This is a genomic window from Lawsonibacter hominis (assembly GCF_014287895.1).
GTDB classification, from domain to species: Bacteria; Bacillota; Clostridia; order Oscillospirales; family Oscillospiraceae; genus Lawsonibacter_A; species Lawsonibacter_A hominis.
This window is the reverse complement of the sequence record NZ_JACOPP010000023.1, coordinates 1-23858: the sequence shown is the minus strand read 5'-3', so window position 1 is coordinate 23858 and position 23858 is coordinate 1. Positions and strand designations below refer to the sequence as shown.

The 23858-nt window shown below is 61.2% G+C and carries 22 protein-coding genes; 10 read left to right on the top strand and 12 right to left on the bottom strand.

Annotation, left to right across the window (positions count from 1 at the left end; genetic code table 11):
* Positions 1–3 precede the first annotated feature (3 nt).
* The 5 genes from H8S57_RS13395 to H8S57_RS13375 form a co-directional block, all read right to left on the bottom strand.
* A complete protein-coding gene (locus H8S57_RS13395; protein WP_186908537.1) occupies positions 4–588 on the bottom strand; it encodes a TetR/AcrR family transcriptional regulator in 585 nt (194 codons plus the stop codon).
* A gap of 514 nt (positions 589–1102) precedes the next feature.
* Complete coding sequence (locus H8S57_RS13390) at positions 1103–1741, bottom strand: corrinoid protein (protein ID WP_186908536.1); 639 nt, start codon at positions 1739–1741, stop codon at positions 1103–1105.
* A 194-nt stretch (positions 1742–1935) separates the two neighbouring features.
* Positions 1936–3366 carry an RND family efflux transporter gene (locus H8S57_RS13385; protein WP_186908535.1) on the bottom strand — a complete coding sequence of 477 codons (1431 nt, stop codon included), beginning with the start codon at positions 3364–3366 and terminating at the stop codon, positions 1936–1938.
* Positions 3367–3382: 16 nt separating this feature from the next.
* Positions 3383–5692, bottom strand: coding sequence for an ABC transporter permease (locus H8S57_RS13380; RefSeq protein ID WP_186908534.1), 2310 nt, complete (start codon positions 5690–5692; stop codon positions 3383–3385).
* Between the two features lies 1 nt (position 5693).
* Positions 5694–6395, bottom strand: coding sequence for an ABC transporter ATP-binding protein (locus H8S57_RS13375; protein ID WP_186908533.1), 702 nt, complete (start codon positions 6393–6395; stop codon positions 5694–5696).
* Positions 6396–6826: 431 nt separating this feature from the next.
* Between H8S57_RS13375 and H8S57_RS13370 the strand changes: the two genes are divergently transcribed.
* The 4 genes from H8S57_RS13370 to H8S57_RS13355 all read left to right on the top strand — a co-directional run bounded on the left by H8S57_RS13370 (position 6827) and on the right by H8S57_RS13355 (position 10783).
* Entirely contained in the window at positions 6827–7933 is a 1107-nt protein-coding gene (locus H8S57_RS13370; RefSeq protein ID WP_186908532.1) for a TRAP transporter substrate-binding protein, read from the top strand.
* 67 nt (positions 7934–8000) lie between these two features.
* Positions 8001–8495 carry a TRAP transporter small permease gene (locus tag H8S57_RS13365; RefSeq protein ID WP_186908531.1) on the top strand — a complete coding sequence of 165 codons (495 nt, stop codon included), beginning with the start codon at positions 8001–8003 and terminating at the stop codon, positions 8493–8495.
* Positions 8482–9768, top strand: coding sequence for a TRAP transporter large permease (locus H8S57_RS13360; RefSeq protein WP_186908530.1), 1287 nt, complete (start codon positions 8482–8484; stop codon positions 9766–9768). Before H8S57_RS13365 ends, H8S57_RS13360 begins: the two co-directional genes overlap by 14 nt.
* Before the next feature lie 22 nt (positions 9769–9790).
* The gene (locus tag H8S57_RS13355) at positions 9791–10783 is read left to right on the top strand and encodes an amidohydrolase family protein (RefSeq protein ID WP_186908529.1); all 993 of its coding nucleotides are present in this window, start codon (positions 9791–9793) and stop codon (positions 10781–10783) included.
* Positions 10784–10933: 150 nt separating this feature from the next.
* Here H8S57_RS13355 and H8S57_RS13350 read toward each other — a convergent pair whose 3' ends face one another.
* Both H8S57_RS13350 and H8S57_RS13345 read right to left on the bottom strand, forming a co-directional pair.
* The gene (locus H8S57_RS13350; RefSeq protein WP_186908528.1) at positions 10934–12505 is read right to left on the bottom strand and encodes a PucR family transcriptional regulator; all 1572 of its coding nucleotides are present in this window, start codon (positions 12503–12505) and stop codon (positions 10934–10936) included.
* Between the two features lie 81 nt (positions 12506–12586).
* Positions 12587–13387, bottom strand: a complete 801-nt coding sequence (locus H8S57_RS13345) for a MerR family transcriptional regulator (RefSeq protein WP_186908527.1) — start codon at positions 13385–13387, stop codon at positions 12587–12589.
* Between the two features lie 75 nt (positions 13388–13462).
* Here H8S57_RS13345 and H8S57_RS13340 point away from each other — a divergent pair, with 75 nt between their 5' ends.
* Complete coding sequence (locus H8S57_RS13340) at positions 13463–14803, top strand: MATE family efflux transporter (RefSeq protein WP_243204829.1); 1341 nt, start codon at positions 13463–13465, stop codon at positions 14801–14803.
* Positions 14804–14860: 57 nt separating this feature from the next.
* Here H8S57_RS13340 and H8S57_RS13335 read toward each other — a convergent pair whose 3' ends face one another.
* The 5 genes from H8S57_RS13335 to H8S57_RS13315 all read right to left on the bottom strand — a co-directional run bounded on the left by H8S57_RS13335 (position 14861) and on the right by H8S57_RS13315 (position 19759).
* Positions 14861–15688 carry an HAD family hydrolase gene (locus H8S57_RS13335; protein ID WP_186908526.1) on the bottom strand — a complete coding sequence of 276 codons (828 nt, stop codon included), beginning with the start codon at positions 15686–15688 and terminating at the stop codon, positions 14861–14863.
* Positions 15685–16632 carry a transketolase family protein gene (locus H8S57_RS13330; protein WP_186908525.1) on the bottom strand — a complete coding sequence of 316 codons (948 nt, stop codon included), beginning with the start codon at positions 16630–16632 and terminating at the stop codon, positions 15685–15687. Before H8S57_RS13330 ends, H8S57_RS13335 begins: the two co-directional genes overlap by 4 nt.
* A gap of 3 nt (positions 16633–16635) precedes the next feature.
* Positions 16636–17481, bottom strand: a complete 846-nt coding sequence (locus tag H8S57_RS13325) for a transketolase (RefSeq protein WP_186908524.1) — start codon at positions 17479–17481, stop codon at positions 16636–16638.
* 143 nt (positions 17482–17624) lie between these two features.
* Positions 17625–18962, bottom strand: a complete 1338-nt coding sequence (locus H8S57_RS13320) for an MATE family efflux transporter (protein ID WP_186908523.1) — start codon at positions 18960–18962, stop codon at positions 17625–17627.
* Between the two features lie 320 nt (positions 18963–19282).
* On the bottom strand, positions 19283–19759 hold the full coding sequence (locus H8S57_RS13315) for a winged helix-turn-helix transcriptional regulator (protein ID WP_186908522.1): 477 nt from the start codon (positions 19757–19759) through the stop codon (positions 19283–19285).
* A 382-nt stretch (positions 19760–20141) separates the two neighbouring features.
* On the opposite strand from H8S57_RS13315, the gene H8S57_RS13310 reads away from it, so the two are divergent.
* The 5 genes from H8S57_RS13310 to H8S57_RS13290 form a co-directional block, all read left to right on the top strand.
* Positions 20142–20492 carry a cupin domain-containing protein gene (locus H8S57_RS13310; RefSeq protein ID WP_186908521.1) on the top strand — a complete coding sequence of 117 codons (351 nt, stop codon included), beginning with the start codon at positions 20142–20144 and terminating at the stop codon, positions 20490–20492.
* Positions 20493–20532: 40 nt separating this feature from the next.
* Positions 20533–21342, top strand: coding sequence for an SDR family NAD(P)-dependent oxidoreductase (locus H8S57_RS13305; RefSeq protein ID WP_186908520.1), 810 nt, complete (start codon positions 20533–20535; stop codon positions 21340–21342).
* Between the two features lie 77 nt (positions 21343–21419).
* Positions 21420–22349 (top strand): 3-hydroxyacyl-CoA dehydrogenase family protein, encoded by a 930-nt coding sequence (locus tag H8S57_RS13300; RefSeq protein ID WP_186908519.1) that lies wholly within the window; start codon positions 21420–21422, stop codon positions 22347–22349.
* Between the two features lie 180 nt (positions 22350–22529).
* Positions 22530–23543 (top strand): cyclase family protein, encoded by a 1014-nt coding sequence (locus H8S57_RS13295; protein WP_186908518.1) that lies wholly within the window; start codon positions 22530–22532, stop codon positions 23541–23543.
* An 85-nt stretch (positions 23544–23628) separates the two neighbouring features.
* Positions 23629–23858, top strand: a 230-nt coding sequence (locus tag H8S57_RS13290; protein ID WP_186908517.1) for a 3-keto-5-aminohexanoate cleavage protein, incomplete at its 3' end; no start/stop codon positions are given.

The window sequence follows — 23858 nt, the reverse complement described above, 5'->3', positions numbered from 1 at the left end:
TTTTTAATCATTTGGGCCACTTTGTTTCATTTGATCGGCCCGATAGTGGTTGAGCGCTTTCTCCACATCCCCGCGGATCAGCACGCTCAGGCGGTCGATGAGGACCTGCGGCTCCCCCTTCATCCCGCCCCGAATCCAGTCCAGCATCAGTCCCACAAAGGCGTACTTGTAAAAATCCGCGATGAATTTTTTATCCTCATCCCGGACGCTCATACCCGCCGACTTTTCCTCCACCACGCCGATGAGCAGCTGATAGGTCAGCCTATAGAGATAGCGCTCCACCTGCTCCCGGCTGATGGAGTGATACAGGTTCATCACAAACGCCCGGTTCTCCTGCACCAGCTGGAATATCTGCAAGAACCCCTGCTGCCAGGTATCGTAGGTCTTCTGGCCGTCCAGGGCGCGCTCCGCCTCCTGAAGCCAGGTCCACTCGATCAGGTCGTAGACATCCTTAAAGTGATAGTAGAACGTCATGCGGCTGACGCCGCAGTCCTCGGTAATATCGGACACGGTGATCCGGTCCAGGGGTTTTTCCAGCAGCAGCTTTTTCAGCGACTCCGCCAGCGCCCGCTTGGTGATCTGCGACATGGGTGCGCTCCTTTCCGAAAACGGGAAGCCATTCCGTCTGCTTTTCGTAATACAGGGGGCTATGCTGATGATACCACAGGCAGGCCCACGGTGTAAAGCTGCAGAAACATGGCCCGGGAGAAGCCCCGGTGGCGAGGGGGAGGGGCCGCCGGCAAGTCATCTTCCTGCGGGGATCCGGACGGAGCCCAACGCGGCAGACGCTTGCCGCTTCGTTTCCGCTCCCTTTTCCCTTTTGTGCTGCCACAAGCCTATCCGGAAAACCGCTCGCGGCTTCGAAGGAAAAAGGCAGTCCCGATTTCGAGACTGCCCTGCAAACCGGAATTTATCCTTCGTTGGAACCGTTCTTCCATACGATCTTTATCGGCCGCCTGACCGGTTTTTTTGAAAGAACGGCGCCTTTTCGTTCACCGTCCCCCCAAAGGGAAGCCGGTCAGGCGCATCCGTTCGGGAGTTTTTCTTATCCTGCGGTCCCATTCCACTGAGAGAGCGGACGCCTTTCCGGCGCCGAGGTGCGTCAGCCGCAGGACAGCAGCTCCACGGCTTTTTCCGCCGCAGTGGCGGCGTCCGCGGTATAAGCGTCCGCGCCGATGGTCTGGGCAAACTTGTCCGTAACCGGCGCGCCGCCCACCATGATCTTTACCTTGTCCCGAATACCGGCGGACTTCACCTGTTCCACCACTTCTCCCATGACGGGCATGGTGGTGGTCAGCAGGGCGGAGCAGGCAATGATCCTGCAGTCGTTGTCGATGGCAGCCTGAACAAAGGTCTCCGGGGCTACGTCCACACCCAGGTCCACCACTTCCAGTCCCTTGCCCTCGAACATCATGCGTACCAGATTCTTGCCGATATCGTGCAGGTCGCCCTTGACGGTGCCGAGGCAGACCTTCCCCTTGGACTCGGCCCCAGCCGCAGCCAGGTGGGGCTTGAGCAGCTCCGTGCCGGCGTTCATCGCCCGGGCCGCCACCAGCACCTCGGGGACAAAAACCTCGTTGTTTTTGAACTTCTCCCCGATGATGCTCATGCCCGCCAACAATCCCTCCTCCAGGATCTGCTGAGCGGGGACGCCTTCCTCCAGGGCTTGGGGGACCAGTGTTTTGACCAGCTTGGCCCGTCCTTTTTGCAGGGCCTCGGAAATTTCGCTCAATGTACTCATACGTGGACCGCTCCCTTCTGTTATTCACCGTTTCGCCGGCGGGACCGGCAGAAGAAGCCGTACGCCCGCAGCACCTTTGTCTTTTCCTTTTTAGCATACGGTATGGCGAAGGGAGTTACTATAACTTTCTTGCGAATTATCGTGCTTTTTTGTGTTTCTGCTCCGGACCGGTGCCGCCGCAGAATGCACCGCCCTTACGGCAGAATCACGGCGTCGTCCCCGGTCAGCCCCGCCGTAATCTCCGTATATCCGCCGCCCGTGATGCCGGTGGTCACCGAAACGGAGACGGCCTGGCCGTCCCGCAGCACCTGGACCGTGCTGCCGCTGACGGCTTCGGAAGGAAGGCGAAGGCAGCCCTCCTTCCGCTGCGTCACGATGGAGACCGACACGTTCATCCCGGCCTTCAGCCGGCTGGTATCCTCCAGGACCAGCTCCACGGTATAGTCGGTCACACCGCCGGACGTAACGCCGTTTTCGTCCACCCGGCGCACCTGAGCGGCGTAGGTCCGCTCCACTCCGCTGTCGTCGGCAAACTGCACGCAGGCCTCCTGCCCGGGCCAGATACGGTCGATGTAGATCTCGTCGATCTCCGCATTGACGCACAGGGCGTGTGCAGGGGCCAGCGTGGCCATGGGCGCCGCGGCGGAGGCAAAGTCCCCGGCCTTGACGCTGCGGGTAAGGATGGTGCCGTCGATGGGGGCGGCGATGGTGTAGTCCGACCGCTTGGCCTCCAGCTGCTCCAGGTTGGTCCGGGCGGTCTCCACGGACAGGCCCGCGTTGACCGCGGCGTTGGTCAGCGCGTCGTTTTTCAGGGTCAGCACGGCCTGCCCCTGCGTCACCGCGCTGCCCGTCTCCAGGTCCAGGGTGAGGACCTGTCCCGACTGGGCGGCATAAATGGACTGCTGTGTGGCATAGCACACGGCGCCCGCCTCCATGCAGGCGGCGGCGCCCACAGCGGCGGTGGCCGTGGCGGCGTCGGTCAGCGTGCCCGGGTTCTGGAAGCTGAGTTCCACATACACTCCCTCCCGTCCGCCGGAGAGGGCGGTCGGCGTGTCGTAGATCCGCTCCACCGCGCCGGTCACAGTACCGCTCTGATTAGGAAACGTGATGACGGCGGCCGCGCCCGGGACCAGTGAGGCGGCGTCGGCCGGGGCAAAGGGGACCGTCAGGGTCAGGTTGGCGCTGTCCTGGATCTGCGCCACCGCCGTTCCCGCTCCGATGTAGTCCCCCACGTGGCAGTAGACGGCCGTCACGGTGCCGGAGGCGCTGGCGTAGACCGTCAGGTCGGCGCAGGCGGCTTCGCTTTGGGCGGCGCCCGCCTGGGCGGTCTTCAGGGAGAGCCGCGCCTGGGTGATCTGATCCTCCAGATCGCCGGAATCGATGACATAGAGGGTCTGTCCCGCCGTTACCGCATCCCCCTCCTCAAAGGCACAGGAGACGACCTTTCCGCTGACGACCGGGATGACCGAAGTGGGGTCCCGCCACGCCACCGTGCCCGTATCCTCCACCCGGTTCTCAATGGTCCCCACCTCGGGCGTCACCGTTTGATAATCCGCCTCTTTCTGACAGCCTGCCGCCGCCAGGAGACTCAGCGCACAGAGCAAAACCATCCATTTCCGCTTCATATGTACTCCCCTTCCGTTATTCCACGCTTTTCAGCGCGCCAAGCATGTCGATCTCCCGCATCTTCCGGCCGATCATCCAGTTGACCAGAAGGGCAAACAGCAGGGTCACCGCGCAGGAGAGCACGAAAGAAACCGGCCGGGTATTCACCTGCAGCGGCATATCGCTGAGCAGGGCGATGATGACGTAACTCAATCCGATGCCCATGGGGATACCCGCGCAGATGCCGCCCGCCGCGAAAATGATATTTTCGCTCAGCTGCAGGCGTTTGATCTCCTTGTCGTAAAAGCCCAGGACCATCAGGGTGGCCAGGCTGCGGATCTGCTCCAAAAAGCTCATGATCCCCAGGTTATAGATCACCACGCAGGCCAGGCTTCCTCCGAATACGATCAGGATATACGCCACCAGAGAAGCGCTGGAGAGCTGCTCTGCCGCGGCGTCCGTCACCGTCTCCCGGGTCTGCCAGCCATCCACGAAGTCGTAGCGGTCCAGTTCGGCGGCCAGGGCCGTCCGGTCCGCGGCGGCCGCATAGGCGGTGGTGGGCACATAGGGCCGCCCCAGGCTCCGCCAGAAGCCGCGCCCCACATAGGCTCCGGAGACGCCCCGCAGGATACGGGAGACTTTCATGGTGTAATAACGGGAATCACCGGTAAAGCGGACCGTCACCGTATCGCCTGTCGTCACATTCAGCTCGTCGGCCATGCTCTGGGACAGGACCGCCCCATCCTCCGGCAGGTTCAGGACCCCCTGAGCATAGGGATCGTACAGGTGCAGCCAGCTCTGGTCCTCGGCCACCGTCAGGGCGGCGGTGGTCATCCGTCCGGGGGCATAGAACCAACCGGCGGTGGTCATCTCAAATTCCGCCCCCTCCGTGTTGGCGGAGGCGGCCAGCCTGCGGTACTGCCCCTCCGTCACGCCGGCGCCCAGATCTACCATCAGGTCGTATTTGTTCTGATTGGAGGTCAGCGCTCCGGCATAGTGGGTCACGGCGTCCCGCAGGGCGAAGGCCGCCAGCACCAGGCCCATGCAGAAGGCGATCCCTACAACGCAGGTGAGCATCCGCGCCTTGTTGCGCAGGGCGTTGCGGATGATGTATTTCTGATTGAAGCCCAAGCGCCGCCAGAGGAAGGGCAGCTTCTCCAGCAGCACCGGCTTGGTGCTTTTGGGGGGCTGTGGGCGCATGCACTGGGCCGGACTCTCCTTCAATAAGGAGCGGGCCACGAAAAATGCGCTGCCCACGCAGCAGAGCACCGTCAGCGCCAGGGCCTGCCCCCAGGACCGGTAGTCGTTGGCCAGCCCATAGACAGGCAGGTCGCAGCCGGTGGACAGCGTCTCGACCAGCAGCCTGGCGATCAGCCCGTTGGGCGCCACGCCCAGCGGAAACCCCACCAAAACCACCAAAACGGCGTGGAGCAGGTAATACCACAAGATCGTCCGGTCGGAATAGCCCAAGGCCTTGAAGGTGCCGATGGCGGAGCGGCCGCTCTCGATCAGGCGGCTCATATTGCTGACCATCAGCAGCACCGCGCACAGGAAGAAGAGAATGGGAAACAGGCGAAGGATGGGTGTCAGATCCTCGGTCATGCCCCGCAGGCGGTCGGCCGCCAGGTTGTCCTCCCGGGCCAGGACGTTGACCACCTTGTCGCCCAGGCGTTCGTCGACGGCCCGCCGGAGCGCCGCGTCGTCGACCTCGTCCGAGGTCGTGATGCAGATCTGATTATAGCGATTGCTTCCCATCAGCCCGCTCAGAACGTCTTGGCTGCAATAGGCGAAGCCATAGCGCCCCAGCTCCGGCATCGGCGTGGTCGCATTGACGTGGTAAAGGCACTCCGGGCTTTTGACCAGCCCGCTGATCCGCAGACGCAGGACCTGGTCTGTGCCGGTCAGCAGCATCTCGTAGCTGTCCCCCACGGAAAGGCCGTTGGCGGCGGCAAAGACATCGCTGACCGCCATCTCCCTCTCGTCGGCCGGCAGTGCTCCGCCCACCAGGTAGGGCGTGTTGATCGCCCAATCCGCAACGGCATACACCAGCAGCTGCACATCCTCGTTGCCCCGCTCCTGGGCCTCCCAGGTAATGCGGGGCTGCACGCCGGCGACGCCGTCGATCTGTTCCAGCACCCGGCAGTCGCTCCGGTCCAAACCGGCGCCGGAGATCCAGTAGTCCGCCACGTTCTGCGTTTGGCCGTAGGCGGCGGTGACCTGCTGCACATGATACAAAACGCCGTTGAGCGCGGTATAGACCATCACGGCGATCATGGTAATGACCATGACCGAAATCAGGCGTGGGGCCGTCTGCCGCAGATCCCGCAGGAAGTTGCGCCAAATCATATCACCACTCCAATTCCTGCACCGGGACGGGAGCGGGGTTCTCCTCGTAAGACTCGATCCTGCCGCTTTTCATGCGGATGAGCACATCGGCCGTAGGAGCCAGCGCGCCGTTGTGGGTCACCACGATGACCGTCTTGCCGCTTTTTTTGCATAAGTCGTACAGCAGGGCCAGGATCGCCTTGCCGGTCTTGTAGTCCAGCGCGCCGGTGGGTTCGTCGCAGAGCAGGATGGCGGGATTTTTGGCCAGCGCCCGGGCGATGGCCCCACGCTGCTGCTCGCCGCCCGAGCACTGGGACGGGAAATTGGAGGAGCGCTCCCCCAGGCCCACCAGTTCCAGGGTCTCCTGGGCGTCCAGGGGATCTTTGCAGATCTGGCTGGCCAGCTCCACATTCTCCCGCATGGTCAGGTTGGGCATCAGGTTGTAAAACTGGAACACGAAGCCGATGCTGTTGCGCCGGTACTCCGCCAGCTGGCGCTTGTTGAACCGGGCGATATCCCGCCCGTTGATCCTCAGGCTGCCGGAGGTGGGGGAATCCATCCCGCCCAGCAGGTTCAGCACCGTGGATTTTCCCGCTCCGCTGGCCCCCAGGATCATGGTATAGGTGCCCTCCTGAATGGTAAAGCTGATATCGTCCACCGCCCGGATGACGTTTTTGCCCATAACATATTCGCGGGCCAAATGTTCCGCCTGAATGACCGCCATAACACACACCTCAGTCCAGAGCCCGTTCCAGGCCCTGCGGATATCTTTAGCATACAGACCAGACGTGCTTTTTTCAACCGACAGCTTAAAACCGCCTGACGGAAACACAACACTTTTTCAAAAAATGTTGTGTTGTAAATGAAAACAAAGCGTGAACAACTGGTGGGACCGCTCCAGGGACGGGCCAAGTGTCCTCAAACGGCGGCCGCTTTTTTCTCTTTACACTTCCTACAAAATTCGCTTGGCCGACTTTGTGATTAATTTGGCAAACACTCTAATGCATCTCCGGGTAGTTTATGATAGTCTTTTATACAGAAGAGAGCGGGAACAGGACCCCGGTTTCCGTCATATCGCCTTATTTGCTGTCCTGTTTTCCCCATTTCTTCCAAGAAGAAGAATATTCCAAGCAGAAGAAAGGAAGGTACGCACCGATGAAAAAGAAACTCTCTCTGGTTCTGAGCATCGCCCTGTCCCTGTCCCTGATCCTGTCCGCCTGCGGCGGAAACTCCGGAAGCTCCTCTGGAGGAACTCCCTCTACCACCGCTCCCGAGACCACCGCTCCTTCCACCACCGAACCCACCGGCGGCGACACCGAGATCACCGGCAGCTACACCATCCGCCTGGGCACGCCCACCGGCGGCAAGCATCAGCAGAACATGACCATGGAGGAGTTCAAGACCCGCATCGAAGAGGCCTCCGGCGGCGCCATCACGGTGGAGCTCTATCCCACCAGCCAGCTGGGCACCGCTCCCCAGATGATCGAGGGCGTGCAGAACGGCACCATTGAAGGCGTGCTCATCCCTTCCTCCTACTTTGCCTCCTACGCCCCTGCCATCGCCATTCTGGACCTGCCCTTCCTCTTTGACGCGGACGGCACTGCCGCTGCCCAGGCCCAGGCCATCCTCTCCGCCGGCACCAGCCTGGACGACTACCTGTACGACTATGGCTTCAAAGTGGGCGGCTGGCTGCTGGGCGGCAACTCCTATATCCTGTCCACCTTCCCCATTGAGAAGATGAGCGATCTGTCCGGCCACAAGATCTGGACCCTGCCCTCTCCCACCCTGCACAGCTCCCTGAACGCTTACGGCGCTTCCCCCGCCTCCCTGGATCCCGGCGACGTGGCTGTTGGCCTGCAGAACGGCACCGTGGACGGCGTGCTCAACGACTGCACCTTCTGGTATACCCAGGGCCTGTATGAGAGCGCCAAGAACATCAACCTCTGCCCCGCGGGCGCGTTCGTCAACTGCTTCTTCTTCAGCGCCGACTGGATGGACACCCTGCCCCAGAACGTACAGGACCTGATCCTGTCCACTGCCAAGGCCGTAGTCGCCGATTTCGAGGTGCCCTACATGACCCAGTACTCCGAGGAAGCCATGCAGGCCATGGTGGACGCGGGCGCCACCAAGAACGAGCCCAGCGACGAGCTGCTTGCCGAGATGAAGGCCGCCACCGAGTCTCTGCACGAAGACTTTAAGAACATCGATTCCGACTGTGCCGCCATCTACGACGAGTTCGTGGGACTCATCGCCAATTCCTGAGTTCGCTGCAACAGCCTCAACGGGCGGGGACGGCTGCGTCCCCGCCCTCTTAAAAGGAGAACAGGTTATGCAAGTGTGTGTTAAAATTACGCGCTATGTCCGTACGTTTTTGTTTTCGATTTCGGCGCTGCTGATTGCCGTGGCTACCGCCCTGGCCACCCTCAACGCCATCGTCCGCTTTGCCGGAAAAGGCTTTACCTGGTCTGAGGAGCTGTGCAGCTACTGCATCGTGCTCATGGTCTATCTGGCCATTCCCTATCTGGAGGGCGCCGGCGACCAGCTGTGTATCTCCGCCATTGATCTTTGGGTCAAGGGCAAGACCGGTCAGCGCATTCTCAACTACATCCGCGGAATTATCACCAGCGTGATTATGGTCGTGCTGGGCTACCATGGCCTGGACGTTATGATGAAAGCCTTCAAACGCAACCAGGTCACCTATGTGCTGCAGATGCCCAAAGGCGTCCTGTATGCGATCGCTATGATTTGTATCGTCGTCGCCCTGGTTGTCTGGGTGGTATTGATGCTTTGCAATAAGGGGGACTTCGACCATGACAATGCTTGAGATTCTGCTTCCGGTCCTGATCATTCTGATTGGACTGTCCCTGCTGAAGTGTCCCATCTACATCTCCATCCTCTGCTCGGCGATCTACCTGCAGATCTTTGTCAACCACATGTCCCTGACCAATGTATTTACCGGCTTCTTTGAGGCCATGACCAAGAATGCCCTGCTGGCCGTGCCCTTCTTCATGGTCGCCGGCAGCCTGATCGCCGCCAGCAGCCTGGGCACCCGGCTGATCAATGTATGTATCGAGACCCTGAAGAGCATCCGCGGCGGCCTGCCCATCGCCTGCGTCATTGCCAATGCGATTTTCGGCGCCATCTCCGGTTCCGGTCCGGCCGCGACCGCCACCTTCGGCAAGATCGTCCACAAGCCCCTCTCGGAGCGCCATGGCGAGAGCATGTCTCTGGGCATCATCACCTCTTCCGCCTGCCTGTCCACCATCATTCCGCCCAGCATCACCATGATCATCTACGGCGTAGCCACTGAGACCTCCATTACCAAGCTCTTCCTGGCCGGCATCCTGCCCGGCATCCTGATCGTGGTCATCGTCAGCGTCTACCTGATCATCATGTGCAAGCCCAGACCCGGTGTGGAGAAGGAGAAATTCTCCGCCCGCGCTTTTGGCAAAGCCCTGTGGAAGGGCCTTCCCGTGCTGGTGCTCCCCGTACTGGTCCTGGGCAGCGTCTACACCGGCATCTGCACCCCCACCGAATCCGGCGCCCTGGCCGCGGCCTATTCCTTCATCGTGGCGGTCTTCGGCACCCGTGACATCAAGTTCAAACAGCTGCTGCCCATCTTTAAGGATGCCGGGCGCACGACCGCCCAGGTCTTCCTGCTCATCGCCGGCAGCACGGTGTTCTCCCAGGCGGCCACCATCGCACAGCTTCCCGCCGCGGTCACCGAGGCCTTCGGCGGCATGGGACAGATCCAGTTCCTGCTGATGCTCAACGTGCTGCTGCTCATCGTGGGCTGCTTCTTCGACACCAGCGCCGCCATCCTCATCCTGGCGCCCATGCTGCTGCCCACCGCCGCCGCCCTGGGCATCCCCTCCCTGCACCTGGGCATGGTCTTCGTGGTCAACCTGGCCATCGGCCTGTTCACGCCCCCCTTCGGCCTGAACATCTTCGTGGCCCAGAGCGTGCTCAAGCGCCCCATGGGCCAGATCTCCAAGGCCTGTGTGCCCTATATCATCCTCTATATCGTCTCGGTCCTCATCATCACGTACGTCCCTGCCCTTTCCACCGCGCTGCCTGCTCTTCTGATGGGCGCTTGAATCTGATTCTGGAGTTCTGCATATGAAATTAATTGATTTTGAAAATCACTTTTACGACCAGTGCCTGATCGACGCGCTGGAATCCCGCACCGAGCCTCCCTATTACCGCAAAGACACCGACCTGATCACCTGGAGCGACGCGATCACCATGCCCCAGGGGCCTCTGCTGGAGAAGCTGCTTCAGGTGGGGGAAGAGCGGATCGCCCTGATGGATACGCTTGGCATCGACTGTGCCGTGCTCAGCTGCTCCCCCGGCGCCGAGCAGCTGGACCCGGCTGAGAGCGCGGCGATCTGCCGCCGGACCAACGACGTTCTCTACCAGCTGGTCCAGCGCTTCCCCGGCCGCTATCTGGGCAGCGCCATCCTGCCGGTGAAGGACGTGCCCGCCGCAGTGGCGGAGCTGGAGCGCTGCGTGAAGGAGCTTGGCTTTGTGGCCTGGCACACCCACTCCAACTATGGCGAGACCGCCCCGGACGATCCCCGTTACCGCCCCATCTTCCAGAAGGCGGACGAGCTGGGAGTGTACGTCTACCTCCACCCCCAGCTGGCCAACGCCTCCCGGGTAGACGACTGCGGCTTCCCCGTGGCGGGCCCCGGCCTGGGCTTCACCATGGACACGGTCACCACTCTGACCCGCATGATCGTGGGCGGCCTGTTCGACGAGCTGCCCAACCTGAAGGTCATGCTGGGCCATCTCGGCGAGGCTCTGCCGTTCCTGCTGGGCCGCATGGACAACCGCCTGAAGTTCCTGCCCAACCCCAAGGCCAAAAACAAGCAGGATTTCAGCGCCTACTTCCACCGCAATATTTACGTCACCACCAGCGGCAACATGTCCCCCGAGGCCTTTGAGTGTACCCGCCGGGTCCTGGGCCTGGAGCGCATTCTCTTCGGCAGCGATTATCCCTTTGAGGACGCCTCCGACATGGTGGAATACGTAAAGAACCTCCCCCTGGGGGAACAGGAGCGTTCCATGCTCTACTATAAAAACGCGCAGGCTCTGGGCGTGCACGTATAATGCGTTTCTCCGCACGGCCGGCAGGATGCCCGGCCGCAACCGGGAGTTTTGCACTCTCTGAGCTTCGAAAAAAAGTCATGGGCAATTGCCGTCGCGCGCAATTGCCCATGACTTTTTCGTTTCCCTCCGCTTTCGCCCGGAAGGGCGGCCTTACAGCAGATCCATGACCTTATACGACAGCAGCAGGCGCAGGCGGGTCTCCGGGTCGTTCAGGTCCACCCCCAGCTGCTCGGAGAGCCGCTCCACATGATAGATGACGTTATTCCGGTGCATATGCAGCAGCTTGGCGGTATCCGTCGGCCTGCACTGGTTGATGAGATAGGTATACAGCAAATTTGCATAATCGGTGCTCTTCTGCTCATCCTGTTCGCGGATGGCCAGCAGCTGCTCGTCACACAGGCTGCGCAGCTGTACCTGTTCGGAACAGGCGGTGATCAGGTGATAGATGTAGCAGTCCCGATAGGCGAAGACCCTTCCGCCGCCGGTCTCCTCCACCAAAATTCCTTTCTGCTGGAGCGTCCTGCCGATCTCCACCGCTACCGTGGTCTGCACGTAGGCGTCGCTGACCAGCCGGATGGTACGGAACACCTCGCTCATGCCGCAGCGGGCCTTATGGTATTCCAGCAGCTCCCGCAGCAGATCAAACTGCCGCAGTTTGCGCTCCTCCGCGCCCAGATATTTGCTCTCACGGCTCATCAGGATCATGATGTAATCGCCGTAGATGAACGGCCGGGATTCCGGAAAGATCGCCAGCAGCTGGTCCAGCATGTAGTTCAGGGAAGTATTGTCCTCGTCTTCGAAAATGATCTTCAAAAGCTGATATTCGGCGTCCCGCTGAAGGCCCACGCACTTGATGCGCTCCTCGATGTCCTCCTCGTCCTTGATCTTATTCTCAATGAGCTCCACCAGCACGTATTCATACATATATTTGTTGATGCTTCCGGCGGAGTAGTGGTTATGCAGATAGTATTCCACGCTCTCCGCCAGAAGGGCGAACCGTTCCTCCAGGCTCTTGGAGGGGGCATGGGCGCTGCAGATCATCCGCAGGTAGGCATATGGGACGCCTTTGATGAAAAAGGTCTTCGTCATGGTCTGATACTGCGTCATCTGCGGCAGCGGAAAGGCGATGTCGATGACGCTGGCCCTCTTGATGCTGTCCACCTGACGGGTATTGGTCAGCCGCTCGATGGTCTGCTTGGTATGATAGCCCCGGCTGACCACCTCGTTATAGACCTCATCGTCGGTCTTGATATTTTTTGTGTAGGCCAGCAGCTTGAAGCTCAGGTCCACCAGGACGATGGGATTGCCGATGGCGCTCTCGCTCAGGTCCAGCAGCTCCTGCACGTCGTTGCTCTGGATCAGGGAGACGTGCATGTGCTGATGCCATTCCCGCAGGTCGGTGAACAGGCTTTGGACCGTGTTGAACACCTCCGCCAGGCCGATCCCCTCGTCCTCCAGCAGTACGATCCGTCTGCCCTGCAGCTTCTTTTTCAGCGCGGGCGCCATTTTGTGGATACACAAAAAGCAGCAGCCGCTCTCCGCCGCCTCCGCGGTAAGCTCACGGCTGGTACACATATAGATGTTCGACGTGGAAAGCGTCTCCTGCCCCAGCTCATACAGGCGCAGGCCGCTGAAGGAAAGCTGCTCCTCCTCCGAAAAAAAACGTTCCGGTCCATACTCTGCCAGACTGTCCAGGATCATGTTGATGGAGATCTCCAGCACCGCGATTCCCCCCGTTTTCCATACGTTTATTCTAATTTGTTATTATATCATCTTATCCTGTTGGAAAACAAGCCCCTGATCTTACCGCACCGGCACCTGCAGTTCGGTGACATATTCCGCTTCCCGGTTGGTGTCGTGGGCGTCGATCCGGTAGAGCTCCAGCGGCTCCCCGGCCGGCCGGCGGCCCGCCGCCGCCACCTGCGCGAGCAGCGTTTGATAATGCCGCTGCAGCGCGCCGTAGCCGCCCCGGTAAAAAAGGCGCGCGTACTCCCCCGCAGGCAGGACGCCGTCGCTGGGCAGGCCCGGTTCCGTAAGGAAAAAGACCCTGGAAAAGTGGTTGTACACGCCTTGTTTCAGGCTCTCGCCGTCCACCGCCGCCCCCATGCACTGGTCCCCTATGATCTTGATATAGTCCTGATGCCGGTGTTCCAGCTTTTTCAGCAGGAAGTCGATCTCCCCCTCCAGGATGATGTCCTCCTGCAAAAAGACGCAGGAACGTTCCTCCTCGTACAAAAACTCCACCCGCTCCGCTTCCACAGCGGCGTACCGCTCCAGCCGAGCCTGCCGGCGCCGGGCCTGCCGGCGGGTGCGCTCCAGCTCCTCCATCCGCCGCCGCAGCAGGCGCTCCTCCTCCTCCAGCAGGGCCAGGGTCTCCTCCACAGAGCGCCGCTCCAGATAGGTGCGGATGTCCTCCACCGTCATTCCAAGCTCCCGCAGGGAGCGGACGATGTTCAGGGTGATCACGTCCTGAATTCCGTACATGCGATAGCGGTTTTCTCCACGCGCGGGGTGAAGCAGTCCCTTCTCTTCATAATAACGCAGGGTATCCGGGCATAGGCCGAACAGCCCGGACAACTCGTGGATGCGGTAAAATTCTTTCATCTTTTTTGCCTCCGCCTCTTGACTCTCGTATGATACGAGGGTTTATGATAGAAGGGAAATAAGGAGGTCATACCCTTGAATCTGATCAAACGTTTCTTCCAATTCGTGATCCCATCCATTGTGTCCATGTGGATTTTCTCCCTGTACACCATGGTGGACGGCATGTTCGTCTCCTGGGGCGTGGGGGAACACGCGCTGGCGGCCGTCAATCTGTCCATGCCCTTCACGTCGGTGATCTTTACGCTGGGCATCCTGCTGGCCACCGGTACATCCACCGTCATCTCCATCGCCCTGGGGCAGAAGGATCTGGAAAAGGCCCGAACCTATTTTAACCAGAACATCTGCGTAACGGCGGCGATGAGTCTGATCCTCTCCCTGCTGGTGCTTTTCAATCTGGAGCGGGTGGCTCTGTTTCTGGGGGCCTATCCGGACACGCTGGAGTATGTGAAGCAGTACGTGGGCGTGATCGCCTGCTTCGCCGTATTCTTCACCGTATCCTACAACCTGGAGGTGCAGGTGAAAGCCAACGGCGCGCCCCAGGTGAGCACCATCGGCGTGCTCTCCTGCGCGCTGATGAACGTATTTCTGGACTGGCTCTTCGTCATGCGCCTGGGCTGGGGCGTTTGGGGCGCCGCGCTGGCCACGGGGCTGGCCCAGGTCACCTCTACCACCGTATTCGTGGTGTACTTTCTCACCCACCGGGAGCGTCTGCGCCTGGGCCGCTTCGTCCCTGAACTGCGGGCTTACCGGCGCATCCTCCCGCTGGGTCTCTCCGAAGGGCTCAGCGAGCTGTCCAACGGCATCGTCATCTTCCTGTTCAACCTGACCATCCTCCGCGTCATCGGGGAGGACGGCGTGATCAGCTACACCATCATCAGTTATGTGAACACCCTGGTGCTTATGACCATGATCGGTACCACCCAGGGCATCCAGCCTCTGGTCAGCTTCCACCTGGGGGCCGGGGAGCGGGACGTCTGCCACAAGCTGCTGCGCTGCGGCCTGGGGCTGATCGCGGTGTTTTCCGTCCTCTCCTTTGCCATCGGCCAGCTGGGCGCGCCCGCCGTCGTAGGGCTCTTCCTGCCCGGTGAGCGCGGCAGCGCGCTCTTCACATACTCGGTCCATGCCCTGCGGCAATACGCCTGGGTCTTCCTGGTGATGGGATTCAACGTGATCATGGCCGGCTTCTTTACTGCGGTCGAGCGGCCCTTCTTTTCCTTCCCCATCTCCTTCGGGCGGGGTCTGGTGCTGCTGTGCGCGTGCCTGGCGGTACTGCCCCGCCTGTTGGGGGAGGCAGGCGTGTGGCTCAGCCCCCTGGCCGCCGAGCTTTGCTGCCTGGTCCTGACCGGTCTGTTCGTCCTGTGCTACCTCCGCTCCCTGCGGCGGGAGACCGCCCGGGCCGTCCGGGATGCGGCCTGAGTCCCGGACATGCCGCGGCGCGGAGCCCCCTGAACGGGGGCTCCGCGCCGTTTGAGTTCAAGGCGCTGCCAGATACCGCTCCAACGCCATGCCCACGCCCCCCGCACGGTTGGCGCCGGTGACATACCGTGCGGCGGCCTTGGCCGACGCCGCCCCGTTCTCCATGGCGAAGGACCACCGCGCCCAGCGCAGCAGCTCCAAATCGTTGTCCGCGTCGCCGAACGCCATGACCTGCTCCGCCGTTACCTCCAGGCGCCTGCACAGGGCCTGGACAGCCGCGGCCTTGTTGACGCCCCGGGCGGTCAGCTCCATATTGGTCCCGAAGGAGCCTGTGACGGCCAGGGGGCCGGTGGCCTCCAGCGCGGCTTGAAGCGCGGCGCGCTCTTCCGGCGGGACGTGAAAGATGTGGATCTTCTCCACACAGCGCCCCTCCAGGGCAGCGTTCAGATCCTCCGGGAAGCGGGAATACCGCCGCAGGACCGAGGCAAATTCCGGCGACAGCGCCCGCGCCAGCACCCGCCCGCTCCGGTCGGCCTGGATATAATTTTCTCCGTCGGCATAGACCTCAAACGGCACGTCCCGCGCCAGCAGCAGCTCGATCAGGCGCCGGCTCTGCGCCCGGGGCAGCCCCTTCCGCCAGAGCCATTCCCCGCTCGTCACATCCAGCACGGCAGCGCCGTTGGAGAGTACGGCATAGTGCAGCATGTCCAGCTGGGCCGCCACCTCGTGCAGAAGGTCCCAGGCCCGGCCGCTGGCGATGGCCACCGCTGCGCCGCGCTCCGCCGCCCGGCGCAGCGCAGCCACATTGCGCGCCGGCACTGTGGCATGGTCATCGTCCAGCAGGGTGCCGTCCATATCCAGGGCGATGAGCCGGATCTGTGTCACGGCTTCCGTTTCAGGGCCTGGCGCACCTGATCTGCAATACCGGCGGGGGTGAGCCCGTAGGCCTCCAGCACGGCCTGCGCCTTGCCGGAGCGGCCGAATTCGTCGTGAACGCCATGGCGCAGCACAGGCACCGGGCAGTGCTCCGCAAGGAATTCCGCCACAGCGGAGCCCAGGCCGCCGATGACGGTGTGTTCCTCGGCAGTGACGATGCAGCGGGTCTCCAGCGCGGCCTTCAGCACCAGCTCATAATCCAGCGGCTTGATGGTGTGCATGTCGACGACCCGGACCGACACGCCCTCCTCCGCCAGCGTCCGGGCGGCCTGCAGGGCCATCTGCACCATCATGCCGGTGGCGATCACCGTGGCGTCCGCTCCGTCCCGCAGTACCGCGCCCTTGCCCAACCGGAAGGAATAGCCGGGAATGGAATCGGTGACGCTCTCCACCGCCAGGCGGCCCAGGCGCAGATAGGCCGGGCCGTCATAGTCCAGCAGGGCCTTGACGGCCAGGCGCATCTCAGGGCCGTCGCAGGGGGAGAGCACCATCATGTTGGGGATGGCGCGCATGATGGCGTAATCCTCGATGCACTGATGCGTGGCGCCGTCCTCACCCACGGACAGGCCGCCGTGAGAGCCCACTACCTTTACATTCAGGCGGGGGTAGGCGATGGAGTTGCGCACCTGCTCAAACGCGCGTCCGGCGGCAAACATGGCAAATGTGTTGGTAAAGGGCTTCTTGCCGCAGGCGGCCAGGCCGGCGGCGATACCCGTCATATTGGCTTCGGCAATGCCGATGTTGAAAAAACGGTCGGGATGGGCCTTGGCAAAGCCCTTGGTCATGGTGGAACCGGACAGGTCGGCGTCCAGCACCACCAGCTCGGGATACTCCTCCGCCAGAGCCACCAGGGCCTCGCCGTAGGCGGCGCGGGTTGCGATCTTCTCACTCATGGCTTACTTCCCCTCCAGTTCCGCCAGCGTCGCGGCCAGCTCCGCATGGGCCTTTTCATACTGCTCGTCATTGGGCGCCTTGCCGTGCCAGCCCGCGTCGTTCTCCATGAAGGAGACGCCCTTGCCCTTGACGGTCCTGGCCAGGAGCACGGTGGGCTTCTCCCGGCACGCCGCCGCAGCCGCAAACGCGCGCTCCAGCGCGTCGAAATCGTGGCCGTCCACCGATTGTACGTTCCAGTTGAAGGCCTCAAACTTCTTGTCCAGAGGCTCGGAGGGCATCACATCGGCGGTCCTGCCGTCAATCTGAAGCCCGTTCACATCCACGATGGCGCACAGGTTGTCCAGCCGGAATTTGGCTGCGGCCATGGCGGCCTCCCAAACCTGGCCCTCCTCCAGCTCGCCGTCCCCCAGCAGGGCATACACCCGGTAATCCTTATGGTCCATCTTCCCCGCCAGCGCCATGCCCACGGCCGCCGACAGGCCCTGGCCCAGACTTCCGGTAGACATATCCACGCCCTTGACATGGTGCATCTCCGCATGGCCGGACATATGCCCGTCAATGCGGCGGAACATCTTCAGATCCTCCACCGGGAAGAAACCCCGCAGCGCCAGGGTGGGGTAGAGCCCCGGCGTACAGTGCCCCTTGGAGAGCACGAAGCGGTCCCGGTCCGGGTCGGCCGGATCGGCCGGGTCCACATGCATCACGTCTCCATACAGGAGCGTGAGGATATCCATGGCGGACAAGGAGCCGCCGATGTGGCCGGAGGCGGCGGCGTGCACCATATCCACCGCCAGCAGGCGGGCGTGGGCCGCAGTGACGGCCAGCGCTTGCTTTTTCGTCTGTTCCATCCGATTCACCTTTCCATTCCCCCGCTTCCGCCGCAGGCGCGCGGAAGCAGGCCGTATGATTCGCCCTTTAGTATAGCGCAGCAGAGCGGGGGTTGCAACCGTCCAACCGCAAAAAACAGGGGCCTCGGCCCCTGTTTTTGCGGTTATTTCACATTCAGCGGATGCATCCACCGCCTGGAACGGTAGAACCAGTACCCCACCGGCACGGAACTGGCCACGGCCACCCCGCAGGCCACATAGACGCCCACCACACCAAACAAGTGATCCAGGATCAGCGCCAGGATGAGCCGCACCACGATACAATTGAGGAACGAGTTCCACATGATGAACATCGTGTGGCCCGATCCGGTCGCCAGCGTATTATAGGAGAACATGCCCGCGTAAAAGATCTGGCAGACAATCTCGATGCGCAGGTTGAGCACCGCCCACTGCTGAACCTGGGGATCCGGCGTAAAGATGGCGGCAAACCGGGGTGCGAAAAGCTCTGCCACGGCGATGATGACCCCCGCCATGATCAGGGTGATCCGCATGCAGGTCTTCATCACCTGCTCGGCCCGGTCATAGAGCTGCGCGCCCAGACATTGGGCGCACATGGTGCCCGCGCCGGTGCACATGGCGGTGACAAAGAGCTGGCAGAAATCCCGGATCTTGTTGGACACGCCGTTCCCGGCGGAAACGCTCACGCCGTACTGATTGATGAGCGCCACCACCACCAGCCAGGATACGCTGGCAATGGTCCATTGGACGGCCGTGGGAGTACCCAGCCTGAGGATGCGTCCCACCATCTCCCGGGCAGGCCGCAGGCAGCCTGGGGTAAGGCCCAGATCCGCCCGGTGCCGCAGCGCAAAGATCAGCGCGGTGAGGAAGGCGAGCCCCTGCGCAATGACGGTGGCGGCCGCCGCCCCCTCCACGCCCCAGCGGAAGAACGCGACAAAAAGGAGATCCAGCCCCACGTTGACGCTCACCGAGACGATGACACAGTACAAGGGGATCCGGGAGTTGCCCACCCCCCGGAGAATGGCCGACAGGGCGTTATACCCAAAGATAAAGAACAGGCCGAGGGCACAGATGTTGAAGTAGGCCGCGGCCTCCTCCAGCGCCGGCGCGCCCAGAAGGCGGAGGAACGGCCGGCCGATCAGCTCAAAAACACCGGCAAACAGAACGCCGGCACAGAGGCCCAGCGTGAACATGGAGCCGGAAGCCCTGCGCCGCCGCGTCTCGTCTCCCTGGCCAAAAAACTGGCCCACCAGGATATTGCCGCCCACGGTCAGCCCGATGGCCACCTGCGTGAGCATGTTCATGATGATGCTGGCGTTGTTGATGGCGGAAATCCCCGCGTCCCCGATAAAGTGTCCGGCGATGACGAAGTCCGTAATACTGTAGAGGGCCTGCAGCAGACTGGACGCTACCAGCGGCAGCGCATAGCGGATCAGCTTCCGGGTCACGCTGCCCTGGGTCAGGTCGTTCTGTATGGCGGGCATGACGCACCTCCTAATTTTGATTCCTGTTTCCTGTAGTATAGTACTGTCCGGCGGCGATTTCCGCAATCCCTACCTTTTGGTCAGTGACTGACCAAAAGGTACCCGGACGCAAAACAGAGGCCGGATACCGGCCTCTGCGAGACGGTCGAAAGGCGGCAAAGCCTCTGTTCGGCAAGGCTTCGGCCCACCGCGCACACGAGGGGGGCCGCCAAAGGCAACCGTTCGCGTACGCGTGGGCCGAAGGGCAGCTTCTCCGACGCACGTGCCGCTGGAGAAGCTATAGTTCCATTTTTTGCGCCTGCCTGCGCCCGCAGGTTCGCTTAGCGATCTTCCCCGGAGGCCTGTCCTACCTCCCCGCTGCTTTGATGCTCAATATCCGGCCAAAAGTTGTTGGCCTCCATGATGTCGCGCAGGGCGTCCACGTATTTGCCGGACTTATGCACCGTAAAGGCGTTTGCATCGATGGGGATCTCCAGGTCGTTCATGCGGCGGATACTCCAGATATACAGGATGTCCAGCGCGGGGATCAGCTGTTCGCCGCTGGGCGTGAGCACATACTCCACCTTGGGGGGCACCGTATCGTAGGAGATGCGGCGGATCAGACCCGATTCCACCAGTTCTCGCAGCTGCTGGCTGAAGACCTTTTCCGAAATGGGCAGGATCTTCAACGTTTGGTTGAAGCGGATGCTGCCGTGTGTGTAGATCTCGTGGAGTATGGTCATTTTCCACTTCCCGCCGATGCAGTGCAGCACATAGTGATAAGGATTGGTGGGCTGATCAAAATGATCGGCGCGCATGGCGTTCACCTCTTACTACATTTAAATAAATAAATCTTGTTTTTACTATAACACACCTGTGCTTCCCTCACAAGTACAAAAACAAGTTTCAGACTTCTTTTACCAAAAATTTTGCACCGTTTCTGTGCAATTCCGACAAACTGCCGGAGTTGCCCCTTAGCCTGCCGTCATCTTGTTTAAATTTTAACAGGTCATTTTAGACGTTTTCCACAACCGAAAGATACTTACCATTTGGTGGGTGCAAACTTCCAGGTTATCTACTTACGTAATTGTATGTGTTGCACAAATTTTTGTTTTTCGCTATACTACGGCTAGATGAGGATGTCAAATCCCTCATATGCAGCGTTTCCAAAAAATTTTATCATAAAGGAGCGGTTTTATCATGGTCAAGCGTACTGTTGCAGATTTGAAGCCTTACAACGCCCCCGGTCATTTCAACATGGTCGCCATGCGGATCCACGGCAAGGAAGAGACCGGAGCCGAAAAGTTCTGGATCGGTGTTTCCACCTTCCTGCCCGGCGGCGGCGCTGAGTGGGCCTATGAGGACAACCCGCTGGAGAAGGTCTACTACATCCTTGAGGGCGAGATGACCGTGACCGACAAGGACGGCAAGAAGTACGTTCTGCACAAGGACGAGTCCATCTCCTTCCCCCCCAACGAGGGCCGCGGCCTGATGAACGAGAGCAATCTCCCCGCCCGCATGCTGGTCATCATCAACTATCCCAACGCCTGATCGTCCGTATCTTCGAGCTGAATAAAGGAGGAAGCGAACTATGGTTCCCATTAAGAAGGATTTTGTTGAGAATATGTTCTCCGTCAAGGGCAAGGTCGCCCTGGTCACCGGCGCTACCGGCGCTCTGGGCTGCGTTCTGGCAAAGGCTTACGGCTACGCCGGCGCCAAGGTCTTTATGACCGGCCGCAACGACGCCAAGCTGAAGGCTCTGGAAGAGGAGTTCAAGGCCGAGGGGATCGACTGCGCCTACTATGTGGCCGACCCCGCCGTCGAGGAGCAGGTGGACGCGCTGGTCAAGGCCTGCGTGGCCCAGTACGGCTGCATCGACATTCTGGCCGTGGCTCACGGCTACAACAAGCCCCAGAACGTCCTGGAGCAGTCCGTGGCCGACTGGCAGAAGATCATGGACGCCGACTGCAAGAGCGTCTACATCGTCACCAAGTACGTCGCCCATCAGATGGTGGCCCAGTACGAGGCCGACAACACCAAGCGCAGCAAGATGGTCATCGTGACCTCCCAGCGCTCCAAGCGCGGCATGGCCGGCTACACCGGCTACTGCACCTCCAAGGGCGGCGCCGACCTGATGGTCTCCTGCCTGGCCTGCGATCTGAGCGCCAAATACCACATCAACGTCAACTCCATCTGCCCCACTGTGTTCCGCAGCGACCTGACCGAGTGGATGTTCGATCCCGAGTCCGCCGTGTACAAGAACTTCCTGAATCGTGAGCCCATCGGCCGTCTGGGCGAGCCCGATGACTTCGTGGGTTACTCCCTGTTCCTCTCCTCCGACGCTTCCAACTTCATCACCGGCAGCAACTGCGACTGCTCCGGCGGCTATCTGACCGTCTGATCCCATTTCCTCTGGAAGGAACAGCAGGCAGAATGGTTTCTGCACAGCCTTTTGATGGGAAGGAAGACGTGAAACATATGAAGAACATCAAACATATCCTGATCTGCGGTGCGGGCATGATGGGCAAGAACATCGGATATGTCTTTGCCTCCAACCCCGACTTTCAGGTCGGCCTGTACGATCTGTACCCCACCGACGTAGAGGCCGGCATCCGCACCAATACCAAGCAGCTGCTGGATAAGGGCGTCATTACCGAGCAGGAGCTGAGCGACCGGCTCTCCCGTATCAGCTTCACCACCGATATGGACAGTGATCTGGTCAAGAACGCCGACTTCGTGATTGAGGCCGTGTTTGAGGACATGAAGATCAAGCGCGAGACCTTCGCCAAGCTGGAGGCGCGCTGCCGTCCCGACACCATCTTCTGCACCAACTCCTCCGTCATGAGCCCCAGCGAGATCTCCGCCGAGCTCAAGCATCGGGAGCGCTTCGTGGGCACTCATTTCTGGAACCCCGGCCACCTGATCCCCCTGGTGGAGGTGGTCAAGTCCGACGCCTCCTCCGACGAGGTGGCGCAGACCGTGATGGAGGTCCTTTTTTCCGTGGGCAAGGAGCCCGTCCTGTGCAAGAAGGACGTGCCCGGCTTCATCGCCAACCGGATGCAGCATGCCCTGTGGCGTGAGGCCATCTCCATCGTGGAGCGCGGCATCGCCGACGCTGCCACCGTGGACAAAGCCGTCAAATACGCCTTTGGCCTGCGGCTGCCCCAGTTGGGCCCCATGGAAAACGCCGACATGGTCGGCACCGACCTGACCTACAATATCCACGACTATATCCTCAAGGATCTGGAGGACTCCCACGAGCCCTCCCCCCTGCTCAAGCAGCTGCGGGACGAGGGTAAGATCGGCTTTAAGACCGGCGAGGGCTTCCAGAAGTGGACGCCGGAGCAGGTAGCCAAATCCAACGCCGATCTGAACGAGTATCTGATCAAAATGCTCTACGGCAAGTAAGCGCGTAAAACGGTTTAAGCTGTGCCGCGCAGGCGCGCCCGCCCGAGGGTCCTCCCTGTCCCCCTGGGCACTCACCGTGTGTCCTGCCGCGCATTCTTTGAAGTTCGCCTGCCGCAAAGCGGCAGAATCCCGTGTGGCTCTTGATGGGCCTACACCATGCATTTTAAGGAGGAACTACTTATGGGCAAGAAAGTTTATGTTGACCTGACCCACCCCTTCAGCGCTGAGATCCCCCGCTGGCCCTACTTTGACAAGCCCGAGATCACCAACGCCCACACCATGGCCAAGGGCGGCGTTCTGACCTCCAAGATCACCTGCACCATGCACACCGGCACCCACTGCGACGCGCCCCGCCACGTCATGGAGTATGAGTTCGACGGCAAGCGCGCCCGCTACACCCACGAGATGCCCATCGACGCTTACACCGGCGAGGCCGTTGTGCTGAAGCTGGACGTGGAGCCCTGGACCCTGATCACCGACAAGCACCTGGACGAGGCCTGCAAAAAGTGTGGCCTGAACCCCGCCGACCTGAAGGGCAAGGTCCTGTGCCTGAACACCGGCATGCACCGCCTGTTCGACGACTCCAAGGCCTACTATCATTACTCCATCGGCACCGGCATCGACGCCGGCAAGTGGTTCGTCAAGCACGGCGTGAAGTGCGTGGCGATGGACAGCCAGGCTCTGGATCACCCCCTGCACACCGCTATGGGCAACAACGGCATGACCCGTATGAACCTGCTGGGCGCCACCGGCAAGCCCATCACCGAGGAGTACAAGGAGCTGTTCGGTGAAGAGGCCTATGCCGAGTTCGATAAGTTCGAGTACATCCGCATCCACGGCCAGGCCGCCTATGACGAGAAGTTCGGCGAACTGGAAAACCTGGGCGTTTGGGGCACTTGGGAGCCCTGCCACAAGGAGATGCTGGGCCACGGCATCGTGGGCGTGGAGAATCTGGGCGGCGACCTGGACAAGATCCCCGCCGGCAAGGTGTTCCAGTTCTTCTGCTTCCCCCTGCGCTGGTACATGGGCGACGGCGCCATGTCCCGCTGCGTCGCTCTGATCGACGAGGACGAGATCGACAAGAGCGTGGCTGACCGCACCTACAAGTACGGCGGTACCGGCTACGCCGACGAGTCCGGCCACGGCGGCAGCGGCCTGGAGTACATGCAGAAGCTGTTCAACCGCAACAAGTAAGAAATCCACACCGTAAAGCGGCGAGCGTCAGCCCGCCGCTTTACGTGGTATCTTCCATCTATCATTCACGAGAGGATGCATCAAAATGGCTGATCTGAAGAACAAGACGATCATTACCGTCGCCACGACCGGCGCTTGGCCCACCAAGGCCAATAACCCCAATGTCCCCATGACGCCCGAGGAGATCGCCGAGGATGTGTACGCCTGCTGGAAGGCGGGCGCCGCGGTCGCCCACCTGCACATGCGCGACGACGAGGGCAAGGGCACCATGGACAAGGACCGCTTTGCCAAGACGGTGGAGCTGCTCCGCGCCAA

Bases quoted from the DNA above. Each gene is read 5' to 3' on its own strand.
- H8S57_RS13395 (WP_186908537.1), bottom strand. From the start codon at position 588: ATGTCGCAGATCACCAAGCGGGCGCTGGCGGAGTCGCTGAAAAAGCTG.
- H8S57_RS13390 (WP_186908536.1), bottom strand. From the start codon at position 1,741: ATGAGTACATTGAGCGAAATTTCCGAGGCCCTGCAAAAAGGACGGGCC.
- H8S57_RS13385 (WP_186908535.1), bottom strand. From the start codon at position 3,366: ATGAAGCGGAAATGGATGGTTTTGCTCTGTGCGCTGAGTCTCCTGGCG.
- H8S57_RS13380 (WP_186908534.1), bottom strand. From the start codon at position 5,692: ATGATTTGGCGCAACTTCCTGCGGGATCTGCGGCAGACGGCCCCACGC.
- H8S57_RS13375 (WP_186908533.1), bottom strand. From the start codon at position 6,395: ATGGCGGTCATTCAGGCGGAACATTTGGCCCGCGAATATGTTATGGGC.
- H8S57_RS13370 (WP_186908532.1), top strand. From the start codon at position 6,827: ATGAAAAAGAAACTCTCTCTGGTTCTGAGCATCGCCCTGTCCCTGTCC.
- H8S57_RS13365 (WP_186908531.1), top strand. From the start codon at position 8,001: ATGCAAGTGTGTGTTAAAATTACGCGCTATGTCCGTACGTTTTTGTTT.
- H8S57_RS13360 (WP_186908530.1), top strand. From the start codon at position 8,482: ATGACAATGCTTGAGATTCTGCTTCCGGTCCTGATCATTCTGATTGGA.
- H8S57_RS13355 (WP_186908529.1), top strand. From the start codon at position 9,791: ATGAAATTAATTGATTTTGAAAATCACTTTTACGACCAGTGCCTGATC.
- H8S57_RS13345 (WP_186908527.1), bottom strand. From the start codon at position 13,387: ATGAAAGAATTTTACCGCATCCACGAGTTGTCCGGGCTGTTCGGCCTA.
- H8S57_RS13330 (WP_186908525.1), bottom strand. From the start codon at position 16,632: ATGAGTGAGAAGATCGCAACCCGCGCCGCCTACGGCGAGGCCCTGGTG.
- H8S57_RS13325 (WP_186908524.1), bottom strand. From the start codon at position 17,481: ATGGAACAGACGAAAAAGCAAGCGCTGGCCGTCACTGCGGCCCACGCC.
- H8S57_RS13320 (WP_186908523.1), bottom strand. From the start codon at position 18,962: ATGCCCGCCATACAGAACGACCTGACCCAGGGCAGCGTGACCCGGAAG.
- H8S57_RS13315 (WP_186908522.1), bottom strand. From the start codon at position 19,759: ATGCGCGCCGATCATTTTGATCAGCCCACCAATCCTTATCACTATGTG.
- H8S57_RS13310 (WP_186908521.1), top strand. From the start codon at position 20,142: ATGGTCAAGCGTACTGTTGCAGATTTGAAGCCTTACAACGCCCCCGGT.
- H8S57_RS13305 (WP_186908520.1), top strand. From the start codon at position 20,533: ATGGTTCCCATTAAGAAGGATTTTGTTGAGAATATGTTCTCCGTCAAG.
- H8S57_RS13300 (WP_186908519.1), top strand. From the start codon at position 21,420: ATGAAGAACATCAAACATATCCTGATCTGCGGTGCGGGCATGATGGGC.
- H8S57_RS13295 (WP_186908518.1), top strand. From the start codon at position 22,530: ATGGGCAAGAAAGTTTATGTTGACCTGACCCACCCCTTCAGCGCTGAG.